At 67.2% G+C, this 15,945-nt stretch carries 17 protein-coding genes; 13 read left to right on the top strand and 4 right to left on the bottom strand.

Annotated elements, in window-relative coordinates:
* Positions 1 to 13: 13 nt before the first annotated feature.
* Positions 14 to 298 carry a hypothetical protein gene (locus ABUA28_RS11215; RefSeq protein ID WP_349904362.1) on the bottom strand — a complete coding sequence of 95 codons (285 nt, stop codon included), beginning with the start codon at positions 296 to 298 and terminating at the stop codon, positions 14 to 16.
* Between ABUA28_RS11215 and ABUA28_RS11210 the strand changes: the two genes are divergently transcribed.
* From ABUA28_RS11210 to ABUA28_RS11200, 3 genes are read left to right on the top strand one after another with little or no spacing between them, the layout of a single operon-like run.
* Entirely contained in the window at positions 213 to 998 is a 786-nt protein-coding gene (locus ABUA28_RS11210; RefSeq protein WP_349904358.1) for a MetQ/NlpA family ABC transporter substrate-binding protein, read from the top strand. The two genes, ABUA28_RS11215 and ABUA28_RS11210, sit on opposite strands and share 86 nt — an antisense overlap.
* The gene (locus ABUA28_RS11205; RefSeq protein WP_349904264.1) at positions 998 to 2,032 is read left to right on the top strand and encodes a methionine ABC transporter ATP-binding protein; all 1,035 of its coding nucleotides are present in this window, start codon (positions 998 to 1,000) and stop codon (positions 2,030 to 2,032) included. Before ABUA28_RS11210 ends, ABUA28_RS11205 begins: the two co-directional genes overlap by 1 nt.
* 1 nt (position 2,033) lies before the next feature.
* A complete protein-coding gene (locus ABUA28_RS11200) occupies positions 2,034 to 2,693 on the top strand; it encodes a methionine ABC transporter permease (protein WP_349904263.1) in 660 nt (219 codons plus the stop codon).
* Between the two features lie 101 nt (positions 2,694 to 2,794).
* On the opposite strand, the gene ABUA28_RS11195 is transcribed toward ABUA28_RS11200, so the two are convergent.
* Positions 2,795 to 3,046, bottom strand: coding sequence for a hypothetical protein (locus ABUA28_RS11195; RefSeq protein ID WP_349904262.1), 252 nt, complete (start codon positions 3,044 to 3,046; stop codon positions 2,795 to 2,797).
* Positions 3,047 to 3,099: 53 nt separating this feature from the next.
* A complete protein-coding gene (locus tag ABUA28_RS11190; protein WP_349904261.1) occupies positions 3,100 to 3,516 on the bottom strand; it encodes an Hsp20/alpha crystallin family protein in 417 nt (138 codons plus the stop codon).
* A gap of 259 nt (positions 3,517 to 3,775) precedes the next feature.
* Here ABUA28_RS11190 and msrA point away from each other — a divergent pair, with 259 nt between their 5' ends.
* The 10 genes from msrA to ABUA28_RS11140 all read left to right on the top strand — a co-directional run bounded on the left by msrA (position 3,776) and on the right by ABUA28_RS11140 (position 14,649).
* Entirely contained in the window at positions 3,776 to 4,294 is a 519-nt protein-coding gene (gene msrA, locus ABUA28_RS11185; RefSeq protein ID WP_349904260.1) for a peptide-methionine (S)-S-oxide reductase MsrA, read from the top strand.
* 217 nt (positions 4,295 to 4,511) lie between these two features.
* Positions 4,512 to 4,856: a YciI family protein gene (locus tag ABUA28_RS11180; protein WP_349904259.1), complete on the top strand. Its 345-nt coding sequence runs from the start codon at positions 4,512 to 4,514 to the stop codon at positions 4,854 to 4,856.
* 1 nt (position 4,857) lies between these two features.
* Positions 4,858 to 6,111, top strand: coding sequence for an RNA polymerase sigma factor (locus ABUA28_RS11175; RefSeq protein ID WP_349904258.1), 1,254 nt, complete (start codon positions 4,858 to 4,860; stop codon positions 6,109 to 6,111).
* A 74-nt stretch (positions 6,112 to 6,185) separates the two neighbouring features.
* On the top strand, positions 6,186 to 7,190 hold the full coding sequence (locus tag ABUA28_RS11170; protein WP_349904257.1) for an AAA family ATPase: 1,005 nt from the start codon (positions 6,186 to 6,188) through the stop codon (positions 7,188 to 7,190).
* A gap of 31 nt (positions 7,191 to 7,221) precedes the next feature.
* Positions 7,222 to 8,535 carry a DUF58 domain-containing protein gene (locus ABUA28_RS11165; RefSeq protein ID WP_349904256.1) on the top strand — a complete coding sequence of 438 codons (1,314 nt, stop codon included), beginning with the start codon at positions 7,222 to 7,224 and terminating at the stop codon, positions 8,533 to 8,535.
* Positions 8,522 to 10,711, top strand: a complete 2,190-nt coding sequence (locus tag ABUA28_RS11160; protein ID WP_349904255.1) for a transglutaminase TgpA family protein — start codon at positions 8,522 to 8,524, stop codon at positions 10,709 to 10,711. The genes ABUA28_RS11165 and ABUA28_RS11160 overlap by 14 nt, the downstream gene beginning before the upstream one ends.
* 65 nt (positions 10,712 to 10,776) lie before the next feature.
* Complete coding sequence (locus ABUA28_RS11155) at positions 10,777 to 11,742, top strand: siderophore-interacting protein (RefSeq protein WP_349904254.1); 966 nt, start codon at positions 10,777 to 10,779, stop codon at positions 11,740 to 11,742.
* Positions 11,742 to 12,779, top strand: coding sequence for a FecCD family ABC transporter permease (locus tag ABUA28_RS11150; protein WP_349904253.1), 1,038 nt, complete (start codon positions 11,742 to 11,744; stop codon positions 12,777 to 12,779). The genes ABUA28_RS11155 and ABUA28_RS11150 overlap by 1 nt, the downstream gene beginning before the upstream one ends.
* The gene (locus ABUA28_RS11145; RefSeq protein WP_349904252.1) at positions 12,776 to 13,819 is read left to right on the top strand and encodes a FecCD family ABC transporter permease; all 1,044 of its coding nucleotides are present in this window, start codon (positions 12,776 to 12,778) and stop codon (positions 13,817 to 13,819) included. Before ABUA28_RS11150 ends, ABUA28_RS11145 begins: the two co-directional genes overlap by 4 nt.
* Positions 13,816 to 14,649 carry an ABC transporter ATP-binding protein gene (locus ABUA28_RS11140; RefSeq protein WP_349904251.1) on the top strand — a complete coding sequence of 278 codons (834 nt, stop codon included), beginning with the start codon at positions 13,816 to 13,818 and terminating at the stop codon, positions 14,647 to 14,649. Before ABUA28_RS11145 ends, ABUA28_RS11140 begins: the two co-directional genes overlap by 4 nt.
* Positions 14,650 to 14,652: 3 nt before the next feature.
* On the opposite strand, the gene ABUA28_RS11135 is transcribed toward ABUA28_RS11140, so the two are convergent.
* The gene (locus tag ABUA28_RS11135) at positions 14,653 to 15,924 is read right to left on the bottom strand and encodes a D-alanyl-D-alanine carboxypeptidase family protein (protein ID WP_349904250.1); all 1,272 of its coding nucleotides are present in this window, start codon (positions 15,922 to 15,924) and stop codon (positions 14,653 to 14,655) included.
* Positions 15,925 to 15,945 lie beyond the last annotated feature (21 nt).

Below are 15,945 nucleotides of genomic sequence, written 5' to 3'. Positions count from 1 at the left end.
TTCCCATGTCTACTCAGACTCCGCCATCAGCCGAATCCGGCCCAACGCTTCCGCCGCAACTACCCGAGAAGAAGCACGGGCTCCGCGGCAGAACAATCGGATGGATCGCGGCTGCCGCCGTTGTTGTGGTCGCAGCGATCGTTGTGACCACCGTCGTCTTCTCGAACAATTCCGGCGCTTCGGCGTCCGCGGATGGTGCGAAGTCGCAGACGGTGAGCATCGGCGTCGCAGACGCGTCGCAGCCGTACTGGAAGACGTACAGCGCGTTGGTGAAAAAGAAGCTGAACGTGACGATCAAGCTCGTCAACTTCACTGATTACAGCCAGCCGAACCCGGCGCTGAGCCAGGGACAGACGGATCTGAACGAGTTCCAGCACATCCAGTTCCTCGCGAACTATAACGTCAGCAATAACGACAACCTGCAGCCGATCGGCGCCACGGCTGTGTACCCCCTGACGTTGTACTCGCTCAAGTACGCGAAGCCTGCGGATATACCGGCCGGCGTGCAGATCGCTATCCCCAACGACACCATCAACCAGGCGCGCGGGCTGCTCGTGCTACAGGCAGCGAAGCTCCTCACCTTGAAGAACGGCGGTTCCGCGTTCTCCAGCCTGGCCGACATCGAGACCCACAAGGTCGACGTTGTCGCCGTCGATGCTGCGCAGACGGCTGTTGCATTGCAGAATGGATCTGCCGCGGCATCCATCGTCAACAACAACTACGCCGCCGAGGCCAAGTTGCCCGCATCCAAGGCGATCTTCCACGACGATCCGTCCAGCGCGATTGCGGCGCCGTACGTGAATGTGTTCGTAGCCCGGGCGAAGGACGTCAAGAACCCGCTGTACCTCAAGCTCGCGGCGCTGTACCACGACGCGACCGTTGAGAAGCAAGTGCAGGCGGCGAATGGTGGCACTGCGGTATTCCGCACGGTACCGGCCAGCACGCTTCAGGCCGAGCTGAAGAAGGTTGAAGGCGACGCACGCGCCGCCAAGAAGTAATGACCGCACTGGTCCGGCTCGATCACGTCACGAAGTCCTACCCGGCCGCAGGTCTTGCGGCCGGGCGGGTGACGGCGGTCGACGATGTCAGCCTCGAAGTCGAACAGGGCGACATCTTCGGCATCATCGGCTATTCGGGTGCGGGCAAGAGCACCCTCGTGCGCCTGATCAACGCTCTTGAGCTGCCGACCTCCGGCAGGGTGTTCGTCGGCGACAGAGAGCTTACGGCCCTGACGGAACGTGAGCGCCGGGCCGAACGGCGTGACATCGGGATGATCTTCCAGCAGTTCAACCTGTTCCGCTCGCGCACCGTCGCGGGCAACGTCGCCTACCCGCTCGTTGTCGCGGGTGTGAAGCAGCCCGAAAGGGATCGACGCGTTGCGGCACTGTTGGACTTTGTCGGTCTGCTCGCCAAAGCGCACAGCTATCCTGAACAGCTCTCCGGCGGACAGAAACAGCGGGTCGGCATCGCGCGGGCGTTGGCGACCAACCCGCACCTGCTCTTGGCGGATGAGGCCACCAGCGCACTCGATCCCGAGACGACCGCGGATGTTCTCGCCTTGCTGCGTCGCGTCAACCGCGAGCTCGGCGTGACCGTGGTCGTCATCACGCACGAGATGGATGCCATCCGGAGTATTGCCAATCGGGTCGCAGTCATGGACTCCGGAAAGATCGTTGAGCACGGCACGGTGTACGACGTGTTCACCAAGCCGCGAACGGATGCCGCATCCCGGTTCGTGCGCACCGTGTTGCGTGATCGCCCGAGCGCTCAGACCCTCGAACGGCTTCGTCGAGTGCACACCGGGCGAATCGTGAGCATCGAGTTGCAGGAGGTGCGAGGGTTTCAGGCCTCCATCAACCGGGTATTCGCCGAACACTCGGTGGATTCCGAAATCATCTTCGGGGGCATCAGCGAGTTGCAGGAGCGGTCTGTCGGCAGTCTCACCTATGAGGTCACCGGTGCTGCGGATGATGTCGAACGGGCGTTGCAACAGCTGCGTCGTGCCGACGTCGCTGTTGCGGAGGAAAGCTGACGTGAACGAGTTCTTGACCAACCTGCCGATCTTCTTCCAGGCGATTTGGGAAACCCTCTACATCGTGCTGATTTCGATGGTTGTCAGCGGCATCCTCGGGCTTGCGATCGGTGTCGGACTCACGACGACCAGGCGGGGTGGCGTGCTGGCGAACCGGGGTGTCTACGCCATCCTGAACATCGTTGTGAACATCGTGCGGCCCGTGCCGTTCGTGATCTTCATCGCCGCTGTGGGGCCATTGACGCTTGCTGTCGTGCACACGACCATCGGCAACAATGCGGTGATCTTTGCCCTGTCGCTGGCCGCCGCGTTCGCGGTTGCGCGCATCGTGGAGCAGAACCTGATCACCGTCGATCCCGGCGTGATCGAAGCCGCTCGTGCGGTGGGGGCCGGGCCGTGGAGGATCATCCTCACCGTGCTGCTTCCCGAGGGTCTTGGACCGCTCGTGCTCGGATACACGTTCATCTTCGTGGGGATCGTCGATATGTCGGCGCAGGCGGCGCTCATCGGTGGCGGTGGACTTGGAAACTTCGCCATCACCTATGGGTACCAGCGCTATAACTGGCCTGCTGTGTACATCACCGTTGCGGTGATCATCGTCATCGTGCAGGCTGGCCAGTACTTTGGCAACTCGCTCGCCCGCAGAGCGCTGCGCCGCTGATCTGCCGCGCGGCGGGCGCATGGATCGCGATGCTGCCGGGGCGACCGGGGGCGAAACGATGTAGGGCACAGGGCAGGAATTACTGCCCTGTGCCCTTGCATTCAGTCGCGTCCGGTCAGCGGAGGCGACCGGGCCCAGAAGAAGGCGGTCGTTCGGCCGTCCCGAGTCTGGGGATAGTAGTTTGCTCCGCTACCGACGGCGGCCGGAGTCGCCCGATCCGGCACGGCCGTGACCTCGGTGGTTGTCAGCTTTCGGGTGATGTCCTCGAAGAGCGCTTCGACCACGATGGCCTCGGCTTCGCGGACGACGGCGATCGCATCCGCATCGTTGTCTGTCAGTGCCATGAGAGACACAGTCTCCTCCTTCGGATGAGAGTGACGGTGCCACGGCGGCCCCGCCGCCACGGTCAACTGGAGATCGACTGTCTCTCCGAGCGAGTGCCGGTCGATACCTCGATTTTGCGCGGCCGCGCCCGTTCGCTCAGTGGGATGACGAGCGAGAGCACGCCGTTGTCGTAATTGGCGGTGACGTGCTCCGAGTCGATGCCATCGCCGAGATTGAACTGCCGCAGGTAGGAGCCATGGGGTCGCTCCTGCGTCAGCCACTTCGAGCCCTCGCGCAGCTCAGGCGTGCGGTCCGCCCGGATGGTGAGCAACTGGCCGTCGATGTCGATGTCCACCGAACCGGGATCAATGCCCGGCATGTCCGCGTTCAGTACATACCGGTCGCCATCCGCGAAGAGGTCAACGGGCATGAATTTGGGCCCCTGTCGTGACCCGAACAGTCGATCCAATTCGCTGAAAGGATCAAAAGACATAGCCATGATGAAGATTCCCCTTTCTGGACTTGTATTCGATGTGTGTCTTCGGCTGTACCCCGAAAACAGCAGCACTATAACTCCAGCCGGAGCGGCATAGCTTAAAAAATGCTTCAAACTCGCTCGAAGGATGCCGCGGGCGTGAGCAGGCTTCGAGACCGCGGAACAATTGGATCAGTGTCGGCGTTTCCCATGACGCTGGCGCTAGCATGCGAACGGGCGAGTCGGCCGAGAGCAGCCGCCCAATGAAAGAGGAGAAGAGTCGATGACCGCAACGACCGAAACCGCGATCCTGGCCGGTGGATGCTTCTGGGGGGCACAGGATCTGCTCCGCAAGCGCCCCGGAGTCGTCTCCACCAGAGTCGGCTACTCCGGCGGCGAGGTGCCGAACGCCACGTACCGCAACCACGGCAATCACGCCGAGTCCGTGGAGATCGTGTTCGACCCCGAGCAGATCTCCTACCGCGACATCCTGGAGTTCTTCTTCCAGATCCACGACCCGTCGACCAAGGACCGTCAGGGCAACGACGTCGGCGCCAGCTACCGCTCGGCCATCTTCTACACAAGCGACGAGCAGAAGCGGGTTGCAGAAGACACCATTGCGGATGTCGACGCCTCGGGCCTGTGGCCCGGGAAGGTCGTCACCGAGGTGACTGCCGCAGGCGACTTCTGGGAGGCCGAGGAGGAGCACCAGGACTACCTGCTGAAGAATCCGCACGGCTACACCTGCCACTACGTCCGCCCCGGCTGGAAGCTTCCGCACCGCGAGCCGGCCGCGAGCTGACGGCGTGCCGCCTCATCCTCCCGGCTGGAAAGAATTCCCGGCCAGAAAGGAGGATGAGGCGAGGATTGCGACTGAATATCTCCTCCTTTTCGTGCGGATCACGAAAAAAGTCCTCCATTTCGGTTCAGCCTGTCGATCCGCTGATGCGCCGTTCGTAGACACTGCGTAACGTTTCACGCAGGCAAATCGGCAGGCGTTCCAGGCGAGGAGGAAGACCATGCAGTATCTGTTCTTTATCGGCACGGCCCCAGACAGCGCCATCGAACCATCAGACGGGCCCGAGGAATCGGAGACTCCGGATAACTGGGTCGAAGAAATGGACGGTCGCGGGGTGCGCAAGTTCGGCGATCGGCTGCGGCCCGCCGAGGATGCCACGACCGTGCGCGTGCGCGACGGCGAGCTGCTCGTCACCGACGGGCCGTTCGTCGAGGGCAAGGAGTACATCGCGGGCATCGACGTGATCGAGTGCGCCGACCTCGACGAGGCGATCGAGATCGCGAGCAAGCATCCGATGGCCAGATACGGCCTGGTGGAGATCCGGCCCTTCTGGCCGTTCGAGTAGCGTGCCAGCGGCGTCGGTGGATGCGGTCGCGGCAGCAGTCGCGACCGCGCACGCGGAGGAGTGGGGGCGCATCGTCGCCACGCTCATCCGCGTCACCGGCGACTGGAGCCTCGCGGAGGACTGCGCCCAGGATGCCTTTGCGACCGCACTCGAGCGCTGGCCGCGCGACGACATCCCGCCGAACCCCGGCGGCTGGCTCACGACGGTCGCCAAGAACCGCGCCATCGACCGCTTGCGGCGCGCGGCCAACGAGCGCTCCAAGGTGGCCGACGCATCCAGGCTCGAGGGAGGCGGGGTGATGATCGAACTACAGGAACCCGACGACGACGAGATCACGGACGATCGGCTCAGGCTCATCTTCACCTGCTGCCACCCCGCGCTCACCCGGGAGGCGCGGGTAGCCCTCACGCTCCGCACGGTCGCCGGACTCACCACGGCGGAGATCGCCCACGCCTTTCTCGTGCCGGAGCCGACCATGGCCCAGCGCCTTGTAAGGGCGAAATCCAAGATCAGGAACGCGGGCATCCCGTATCGCGTTCCGGAGGGTCGGCTGCTCGGTGAGCGGCTGCCGGGGGTGCTCGCGGTGCTCTACCTTCTGTTCAACGAGGGCTATTCCGCGAGCGCGGGCGATGCCCTTCTTCGCACCGATCTTGCGGCCGAGGCGATCAGGGTCGCGCGCCTGCTCGTGCGGCTGATGCCCGACGAGCCCGAGGCCGAGGGCCTGCTCGCGCTCATGCTGCTGCAGCATTCGCGGCGCGCCGCGCGAACGGATGCCGACGGCGAACTCGTGCCGCTCGAGGACCAAGACCGTGGCCTCTGGGACGCGCGGATGATCGCGGAGGGGGTTGACATACTGCGCGCCGCACTCAAGCGCGAACGCCTCGGTCGGTACCAGCTGCAGGCCGTGATCGCGGCGCAGCACGCGACGGCGCCCTCGCTCGGCGAGACGAACTTCCCGGAGCTGCTGCACGCCTGGAACGAGCTCGCTCGCCTTGACCCTTCGCCCGTCGTCGCGCTGGGTCGCGCCATCGCGTGGGGCATCTGGAAGGGTGCGGAGGAGGGACTCGCCGCCATCGACGGCGTCACGGGACTCGACGGCTACTACCTCCTGCCCGCAGCGAGAGCGGACTTCCTGCGCAGGCTCGGGCGAGACGCGGATGCCGCGGGCCAGTACCGCGCGGCCATTGCGCTCGCGCCGACCGCGCCGGAGCGCCGCTACCTCACCCGTCGCCTGGTCGCCCTCACCCCGTCCTGAGGCGTTGTGCAGATTGCCTGTTCCCATCAGGCCGATATCTGACAGACTCGCTTGGAGAAGTGTGAGGTTCGACGATGAGCATGAACAGCGCCCTGGCGGCATCCGATTTTCATCAGCTCAGCGATGAGATCATCGGCGCGATCGAGACCGTCATCGACGGCAAGCGCGACGCGGTGGAGCTCGCGCTGACCACGCTCCTCGCCGAAGGACACCTGCTCATCGAGGACGTGCCCGGCGTCGGCAAGACGATGCTGGCCCGCGCGCTCGCGAGGTCCGTCGACTGCAGCGTCAGCCGCATCCAGTTCACCCCAGACCTCCTCCCATCGGATGTCACGGGCGTCTCCGTCTTCAACCAGGTCGAGCGCACCTTCGAGTTCCAGCCAGGGCCGGTGTTCGCCAACATCGTCATCGGTGACGAGATCAACCGCGCATCGCCCAAGACCCAGTCCGCCCTGCTCGAGAGCATGGAAGAGGCTCAGGTGACCGTCGACGGTGGCACCTATCCGCTGCCCTCTCCGTTCAGCGTCATCGCCACGCAGAACCCGATCGAGATGGAGGGCACCTACCCGTTGCCGGAGGCGCAGCGCGACCGCTTCATGGTCCGCATCTCCATGGGGTACCCGGATGAGGCGGCCGAGCAGGCGATGCTGCGCACCCGCGAGCAGCACAGCCCGCTTGACTCCCTGAAACCCATCGTCTCCGCGGAGGAGCTGCGGGAGATGATCGAGGTCGTGCGCGCGGTGTTCGTCAGTCACGCGGTCGAGCAGTACGCCGTGGCGATCGCCCAGGCGACGCGCCACGACCCCGAGCTGCGCCTCGGCGCGAGTCCACGCGCCACCCTGCAGCTCGTGCGGGGAGCCAAGGCGAGGGCGGCGCTCGACGGGCGCGACTTCGTGCTGCCCGACGACATCGACGCGCTCGCCGTGCCCGTGCTCGGCCACCGGCTCCTGCCGGTCACGAGGGCGTCGGGCCGGGGCGAACGGATCGGCGACACGGCCGTCGCAGACATCATCCGGCGCATCGTCGCGTCGACCACTGTTCCGCTGGGCGCCGTCAGGTCGTCGTCGCTCGGGGCCTGAGCGAGCGCACGGGAGGGGAGGCTGAGCCGGGATGTCATCCGAATCGCGCGGGCACTCCACCTCCAGGGTGGTGCGACCGACCAGTCGCGGACTGGCCATCGGCATCGCCGGTGTCGTCGTGCTCATCCCGGCCTACCTCTTCCACCGCACCGAACTGATGTTCCTCGGCTGGTTCGGCGTGCTGCTGCTCGCGGCCGCACTGGTCCTCGTCACGATGCGACGCCTGCGCATCGACGTGACCAGGACGTTCTCCCACTCGATGCTCGTGGCCGGGCATGCGAGCGTGTGCGAACTCGAGCTCCGCAATCTCTCGCCCTATGCCACGGCGGAAGCGCACTGGCAGGAGGTGCTGCCGTGGCAGCCGGTGTTGACGCCTCCGGAGCGCCTGGCGCCGATATCCGGGCGCATCACGAGCCGCACGCTGCCGGTGCGCACGCTGCGTTATGAACTCGTTCCTCCGAGGCGCGGGCGATTTCGGATCGGGCCGCTCCTCGTCGAGGTCACCGACCCGTTTGGGCTCGCCAAGTGCGTCACGGCCGTCGGCGACACGGAACTCGTGACGGTGATTCCGCAGATCGAACACCTCACCCAGGGTGGGCTCTCGATGACCGCGGATGAGGGTGCTGCGAGCGTGCAGAGGCTGCGCGCGCTCGGCGGAGACGACGACGTGATGACACGCAGCTATCGCACCGGCGACGCGCTCCGTCGGGTGCACTGGCGGGCATCCGCCCATCGTGGCCAGCTCATGGTGCGCGAGGAGGAGCAGCGCAGTCACGCCGAGGCGAGGATCGTGCTGGACACCTCACGGCGCGGCTATTCCGACCGGCGCGGCTCGGCTGAGCCATACCAGGGCAGGAGCGGGGTGACCACGGGAGACGAGGCGCAGAGCGAGCGGTTCGAGTGGACGCTCAAGCTCGCGGCGACCCTCGCGCTGCACCTCGAACAGCGCGGATTCCTCGTGCAGATCGCCGAGACGGCACCGAGACAGCTCACCGCGCCGGATCGCGTCGACGAATTCCTCGAGAGCGTCGCCGCCATCAGCCTGGTTCCGCGCTCGGGGCCCCTGGACGAGTCGATGCTGCCAGACACGCATCCGGACCGCACGCTCGGCATGATCTTCGCCATGATCGCGGATGCCGAACCGGCCACCATCGAGTCCCTCGTGGCCCAGCGCACCCAGTTCGGTCTCGCCGTCGCGATCGTCGTCTCGCCGCGGCCGGACGAGACGATCGTGCGGCTGGAATCGGCCGGCTGGCTGTGCATCGCCGCGCCGCCCGCGGAGTCCGTCGTTCCGCTTTGGCAGTCGATCGCACCGCTCGTGGAGAGTAATCGTGCCGCGCGCTGAGCGGAATCGAGCAACCGAGCGCCGGCTGAGCCTTGCCGTGCTCATCGCCGTTCTGCTGACGAGCTACGGGTTGCACGTGCTGCTCGATGGCTCGACCTGGTGGTTCGAACTGGCGTTCGCGAGTGTCGTCGTCGTGGGCGCCGCGGCGCTGACCCGCGCGTTCAGCCGCCGCTCGTCCCTTCCGACCGTCGTGGCGGCGCTCGTGCTCGTGGCGTTCGTCACCGTGCGATTCGCCTCGGATACCGCGATCTTCGGCGTCATCCCGGGCATCGGCACGGTCGGCAGGTTCGCCGATCTCGCCTCGCAGGCGGCGACGTCCATCCAGAACCAGTCGATTCCGGCGAACGCGGACACGGCCATCCTGTCGTTGCTCGTGATCGGTGTCGGCATCATCGCGATCCTGATCGACTGGATTGCCGTGACGCGTCGCTCGCCCGCGCTCGCCGGCATCCCGCTGCTCGTTCTCGCGGCGGTACCCGCGATGACCAACCTGGACCTCAGCGATGGTCTCGCCTTCGTGCTCGCTGCGGTCGGCTACCTGTGGCTGATCCTGTCCGGGCGGAAGCACCCTCGGCTGGGGATCGCCGCGGTCGCCGGAACGGTCGTCGTCGCCGCCGCGATCGTCGTGCCCTCCGTGCTGCCGAAGACCGTGTCCGTGGACAGCGGAGACAGCGGACTCGTCAGCACCGGCGTGAACCCCACGATCAACCTCGGGCGGGACCTGGCGTCGAGCCTGAACACGACCGCGCTCACCTACTCGATGGACTCCGGCGGTTCTGAGTACCTGCGGATGGTCACGCTCGACAGGTTCTCGGGTGACGACTGGGCACCCGACAAGCCGAGACACACGCGCAGCCACACGATGGACGAGTTCGCCCCTCCGCCCGGGCTCGGCCGCGATGTCAAGACGACCACAGAGACCACCAGGGTCGCGATCGGAGACCTTCGCAGTCCATGGCTGCCGCTGCCGTATCCCACCTCGAAGGTCAGGGGACTCTGGGGTGACTGGTTCTGGGAGTCGGACAGCCTTGCCGTGTCGAGCCCGAGCGTCGGCATCGACAACCAGAGCTACCAGGTCACGAGTCTCGACGTCGAGCCGACTCCGGAGCAGCTGACTGCCGCGGGGAGCACGGTGCCCTCGGGCTTCGAGAAGTACCTGGCGTTGCCGTCGGACCTGCCCGCGATCATCCCAGACACGGCGAAGAAGGTTGCCGAGGGGGAGGACGGGAGCTACGCGAAGGCGATCGCCCTGCAGCAATACTTCCTGAGCGGAGCGTTCGTCTATTCGATCAAGGCGCCGGTCGAGAAGGGCTATGACGGAACGAGTATGTCCGTGATCGCCAAGTTCCTCACGGCACAGAGCGGGTACTGCGTGCATTTCGCCTCGGCGATGGCCGTCATGGCGCGCACCCTGGGCATCCCGTCGCGGATCGGTGTGGGCTTCCAGCCGGGCTCCAAGATGCAGTCGGACGGATCGAGTCGCACCACCTTCAGGGTCACGACACATGACCTGCACGCCTGGCCCGAGCTGTACTTCGCGGGCATCGGCTGGGTGCGCTTCGAGCCGACTCCGACCCGCGGGGAGGTTCCGAGCTACGCGGACCTGGATGTCGCCGGCGTCCCAGCCCCGCTCTCGCCCGCGCAGCTGGCCGCGCAGTCCTCGGCGAGCCCCGCCCCGACGCCCGGGCTGACCGGACGCGGAAACCGGCTCAGCGACACGAGTGTCGGGATGTCCGGCGTGGCCGCTGCGGTATCCGTCTGGCTCTGGGTCGTCCTCGGGTTCGTCGTGCTCGTGCTCCTCCTGCTGATCCCGGCGATGCGGCGCAGGCTCGACGGCGCCGCGAGGATACGCACCGCCACCGCGGGCGATGCCTGGCACGAGGTCCTGGCCGTCGCGGAAGACCTGGGCGTCCGCGCGCCACCGACGCTCACGCCGCGAGAGACCGCACACGCGCTCGCCCCCATCGCCGGGGGAGAGCACCTGGATCGGCTGCGCACCGCCGTCGAACGGGAGAACTTTGCCCGGGATGCCGGTTCGGGCGTCGACGCAGACGACGTGCGCGAGGTGACGATGCGGCTGCACGCGGATGCGACGCTGGGCCGGCGGCTCCTCGCACGGTTTGCGCCTCCCTCGGTCTGGCGACGCATCCTGCGGATCTTCCGCCTAGGCCGTTGAGCGGTCAGGCCGCTGGGCCTCCATCGCCTTTACAGCGCTTAGGTTAGGCATGCCATACTTAGGGCATGCTTACTTTGAGTCAGACGACGCTCAGGGATGCCCGCCCGGCCTACCGGCCCTACCGCGCATCCGTCTCCGCCGTCTCGAGACTCACCCCGCACTTCACGAGACTCACCCTCACCGGTCCCGAGCTCGACGGTTTCGGCACGGACGGTCAGGACCAGCGGATCAAGATCATCATTCCGTTCGAAGACGGCCACACGAGCGACGTGGGTGCGGACGACGCGGCGACGATCCTCGACGGAAGCTGGTACACGCGCTGGCGCGCGCTGCCCGACGACCGTCGCAACCCCTTCCGCACCTACACGGTGCGCGCGGTGCGGCCGGAGAGTGCCGAGGTCGACGTGGACATGGTGTCGCACAGCGACGACCACGGTGCCGCGGGCCCAGCACTGCGCTGGCTCGACCGCGTGCGCATCGATGACGAGCTCGTCGTCGTCGGGCCGGATGCGCGGAGCATCGACTCCGCCATCGGCATCGACTGGCACCCCGGCGCCGCGCGAGAGCTGTTGCTCGCCGGAGACGAGACGGCCGCCCCCGCCATCTGCAGCATCCTCGAATCCTTGCCTGCCGGCCGCAGGGCCAGGGCGTTCATCGAGGTTCCGGATGCCCGCGACGCGCTGGGCATCCCGCTCGCGCCGGGCGCACAGATCATCTGGCTCCCGCGCGGTGGCAGCCCGGTCGGGTCTGCTCTCGTGCCTGCGGTGCGCAACTGGGTCGCGCAGAACCCGCACGTCATCGACGGCGCGCTCGCGGCATCCGCCCAGCCGCTCGACGACATCGACGTCGACCTCGAGCTGCTCTGGGACTCGCCGGAGGCGCCGCGGAACGCGGGCTTCTACGCCTGGCTCGCTGGGGAGGCATCCGTCATCAAGACCCTGCGCCGCTTTCTCGTGAGCGAGACCGGCATCGACCGCAAGGCCGTCGCGTTCATGGGCTACTGGCGGCTCGGTAAGGCCGAAGCCCAGTAATGGTCACCGGCATCTCCATGCCGGTGCGGCGGCGCACGACACTCGGACGGCGCGTGGTCGGACTGCTCGTCTGTGTCGCGGCGCTGCTCGTGATCGTGCTCCTGAGCCTCGCCATCGGCACGCGCGGCACCCCGCTCGCGAACGTCATCGGCGCGCTGTTCTCACCACAGTCGGGCAACCCGGACCTTATCGTGATCCGGGATCTCCGGGTCCCGCGCACGGTGATCGGCATCGTCGTCGGCCTTGCGCTCGGGATGGCCGGCGGCATCATGCAGGGCATCACGCGCAATCCGCTCGCCGACCCGGGCATCCTCGGGGTCGACGCGGGAGCGTCGGTCTTCGTCGTGCTCGCGATCGCCCTGCTCGGCATCACGAGCCCGGCCGGATTCATCTGGTTCGCCTTCGCGGGGGCAGCCGCAGCCGCCGCGATCGTCTACGGGATCGGATCGATCGGGCGCGAAGGGGCGACGCCCGTGAAACTAGCCCTCTGCGGCATGGCCGTCACGGCAGTGGGCACCTCCATCGTGACCCTGCTGCTCATCAGCAGCACGAACACGCTCAACTCCTTCCGGTTCTGGCAAGTCGGCTCTCTCGCGAGTCGCAGCCTCGCTCCGCTCACCGAGCTCTGGCCGTTCCTGGCGGTCGGCGTAATCCTCGCGCTCGTCGTGGGACGGATGCTCAACCTGCTCTCCCTGGGCGACGACCTGGCGCGGGGCCTCGGCCAGCATTTCGCCACGACGCGCACGCTCACCGCGATCGCCGTGGTGCTGCTCTGCGGCTCCGCGACCGCCCTCGCCGGCCCCATCGTGTTCGTCGGACTCGTCGTTCCCCACCTCGCCCGATTCTTCGTGGGTCCCGACTATCGCTGGATCCTCGTCTATTCGGCCGTGCTCGGCCCGGCCCTCCTCCTTGTGGCAGACGTCATCGGCCGGCTGGTCGTCGCGCCGAGTGAGCTCGAGGCCGGACTCGTTGTCGCCCTCGTCGGGGCTCCCGTGATGATCGCGCTCGTGCGTCGCGTGAAGCTGGCCGGCCTGTGAGCGCGCGGGCAGTGGCATCCGCGATCCGCGGGACGGGCAGGCGTGGCCTCGGCCGCGCGGGCATCATCGGGGTCGCTCTCGTTGTGCTCGTGGTGATCGCCGCGGGTGTCGGCATCGCGATCGGCGCATACACGCTGTCGGTGCCCGAACTGCTGCGAACCCTCATCGGCCAGGGGAGTGCCGTCGACAACCTCGTCGTGCTGCGGCTGCGGCTGCCTCGGGTGCTGCTCGGGATGCTCGTCGGGGCCGCTTTCGCCGTGGCCGGCGGGCTGTTCCAGACCCTGCTGCGCAACCCGCTCGCGAGCCCCGACATCATCGGGATCAGCGGGGGAGCGAGCGTCGCCGCCGTGTTCGGCATCCTCGCGCTCGGCCTGAGCGGCCCGGCGATCTCGCTCGCCGCCTTTGCGGGCGCGATCCTGGTCGCCCTCGCCATCTACCTCCTCGCCTGGCGCGGTGGCGTCACGGGCCTGCGCTTCGTGCTCATCGGCGTGGGCGTCGCCTTCATGGCCAGCGCGGTGCTCGGTTATCTCATCACGCGCGGTCAGGTCGACGACGTCTCGCAGGCGCTCGTCTGGATGGTCGGCGGCCTCGGCAACGCGAGCTGGAGCGGCATCGTGGTGCTCGCGATCGCGCTCGCCGTGCTGCTGCCGTGCATCGCGGCACTCGCACCAAGGCTGCGCATGCTGCAGCTCGGGGACGAGACCGCGGGAGGCCTCGGTGTCGGCGTCGAGCGCACGCGGCTCACGCTCATCCTGCTGGCCGTCGTACTCGTGGCCTCGGGCACGGCCTTCGCGGGCCCTGTCGCGTTCGTCGCGTTCGTCTCCGCCCCGATCGCCCGACGGATGCTCGGCACCGGCGGCCTCGCACTCGTGCCAAGCGCACTCGTCGGGATGCTGCTCGTGCTCGCCTCCGACCTCGTCGCCCAGCACCTGCTGCCGGGCGCCGGTCAGGTTCCCGTTGGTATCGTCACGGGCATCGTCGGTGCGCCGTATCTGCTGTGGTTGCTTGCGACCACTCATCGAAGGGGGCAGGGAGCATGAGCGATCCGGCCGACCACATCGAGCACACGCTCGAGACGAAGAGCCTGTCGCTGTCCTACGATGGCGCCCCGGTCATCGAGGGTCTCGACCTCGCGATCCCGCACGGCGAGACGACCGTCATCGTCGGGGCGAACGCCTGTGGCAAGTCCACCCTGCTGCGCGGCATCGCGCGGCTCCTGCGTCCGGATGCCGGGGTCGTCGAGCTGGACGGCCGCGACATCCGCGGTCTCCCGACCAGGGAGGTCGCGCAGGTGATCGGAATTCTGCCGCAGTCACCGGTGGCGCCGGAGGGCATCACGGTGAGCGACCTGGTCGGCCGGGGTCGCTACCCCCACCAGGGCTGGTTCCGGCAGTGGTCGACGGAAGACGACCGGATCGTCAGCGAGGCGCTCACGATGACCTCGACCCTGCACCTGGCGGGCCGCAGGATGGAGCAGCTCTCGGGTGGCCAACGGCAGCGCGTCTGGATCGCGATGGCGCTCGCGCAGAACCCCGACATCCTGCTGCTGGACGAACCTACGACCTATCTCGACGTCGCGCACCAGCTCGAGGTGCTCGACCTCGTGCTGCAGCTGGGTCGCGAGCACGGAACGACCGTGGCGATGGTGCTGCACGATCTCAACCTCGCTGCGCGCTACGCCGACAACCTCGTGCTCATGCGGGAGGGCACTGTCATCGCGGCGGGAGAGCCGGCGGACGTCATCACCACGGAGAACCTCAAGAACGCCTTCGGCCTGGACGCCCGTATCGTCGCCGACCCGGTGGCCGGCTCGCCCATGGTCGTGCCCATCGGCCGCTTCCGCGGCGCTCCCGTGACGGACGCACCGTAGGCCTCACTTCGAGCCGAGCAGTTCCGAAGGATGCGTGAGCCTCCACCACCACGTGGGCGGCACAATCGACCCCGCGAGCACGAGCGGCACCGTGACCGTGGAATTTCCGGCCGTGAAGGTCACGCTCCCGACCTTCGTGCCGCTTTTCGCCGTGGTCACCGTGCGCGTCGTCACCGTGCTGGTGACCTTGGCGTTGGACCAGACGAGAACGGACGCGCTGTCTCCGGCCACGATCGTTGCGTGGCTGCCCCACGGCGTCGTGTACGTGCCGTAGTCGTCACCCGTGGAGGTCAGCTTCACGGTGTGGAAGCCGCCGCCGATGGTGCGAATGAACGTGCCGACATCCGCGTTGATCTCCTCGTGGGTGCCGCTGCCGAGCACGACCCCGACGAGAGTGAGAGGCTGCAGACCCGCGACGGGGACCACGGCGGAGAAGAGCAGGCAGGCGCCGGCGTCGGCGAGAGTGCCGGTCTTGATGCCCGTGACGCCGTCCTGTCCGAGCAGTTCGTTGGTGTTCGCGAGAAAACCGACGCCCCGCACGCTCACGCTCGGTGACGCCACGATGGCCGCGAGCACGGGGTTCGCGAGCGCCATCCTGCCGATTGCGATGAGGTCGCTCGGCGTGCTCGCGTTCCTGGGGTCGAGCCCCGTGGGCTCCACCATTGTCGTTCCGTGCAGGCCGTGTTTGCTCAGCCAGGCCCTCGTCGCCGAGACGAACCCGGCCTGGGAGCCAAAGGCCCAGGTGGAGAGCGCATCGGCGTAGTTGCAGGCGGAGGCGACGAGCATGACCTCGAGGGCATCGTGCTCGGACAGCGTGCTGCCCGCGTCCATCTTCGCGACGCTCGCGTCCAGCACGTAGTACTTGTCGTAGAGCTTCGAGTCTGCCGTGCTGAAGGCGATCGTGGGCCCCTGTTGGCCCGCGGCGATGGGCTTCGCATCCAGAATCACGAGTGCCGTGATGAGCTTGCTGATGCTCGCAATCGGCAGCGGATTGTCCGGTCCGGATGTCGGCAGCAGTTCCTTCGAGCCGGTCAGCTTCTCGAAGTCTTCTCCGCCCGTGATGCTCGCGGCCGACTCGACACCGTGGGGGAGAGCGATTGCCGCCGTCGCCGGACTCGTGACCGCGCGGGTGCTCGTGCTCGCGGTCGCCGCGTCGACGGGAGCGAGAAGTGTCAGCGGCGCGTAGGTGCCGATCGCGGCGACAACAACGAGAACGATCACGAGTGCGGTGATGCGGCGACGCCTGCGCCTGCGAGGAAGTGTCGAGGAATGCACACGCTCATGCTACGTCTCGGA

Source organism: Parafrigoribacterium humi (assembly GCF_040227205.1).
In the GTDB taxonomy this organism is placed as follows: Bacteria; Actinomycetota; Actinomycetes; order Actinomycetales; family Microbacteriaceae; genus Parafrigoribacterium_A; species Parafrigoribacterium_A humi.
This window is presented reverse-complemented; position numbering and strand designations above follow the sequence as displayed.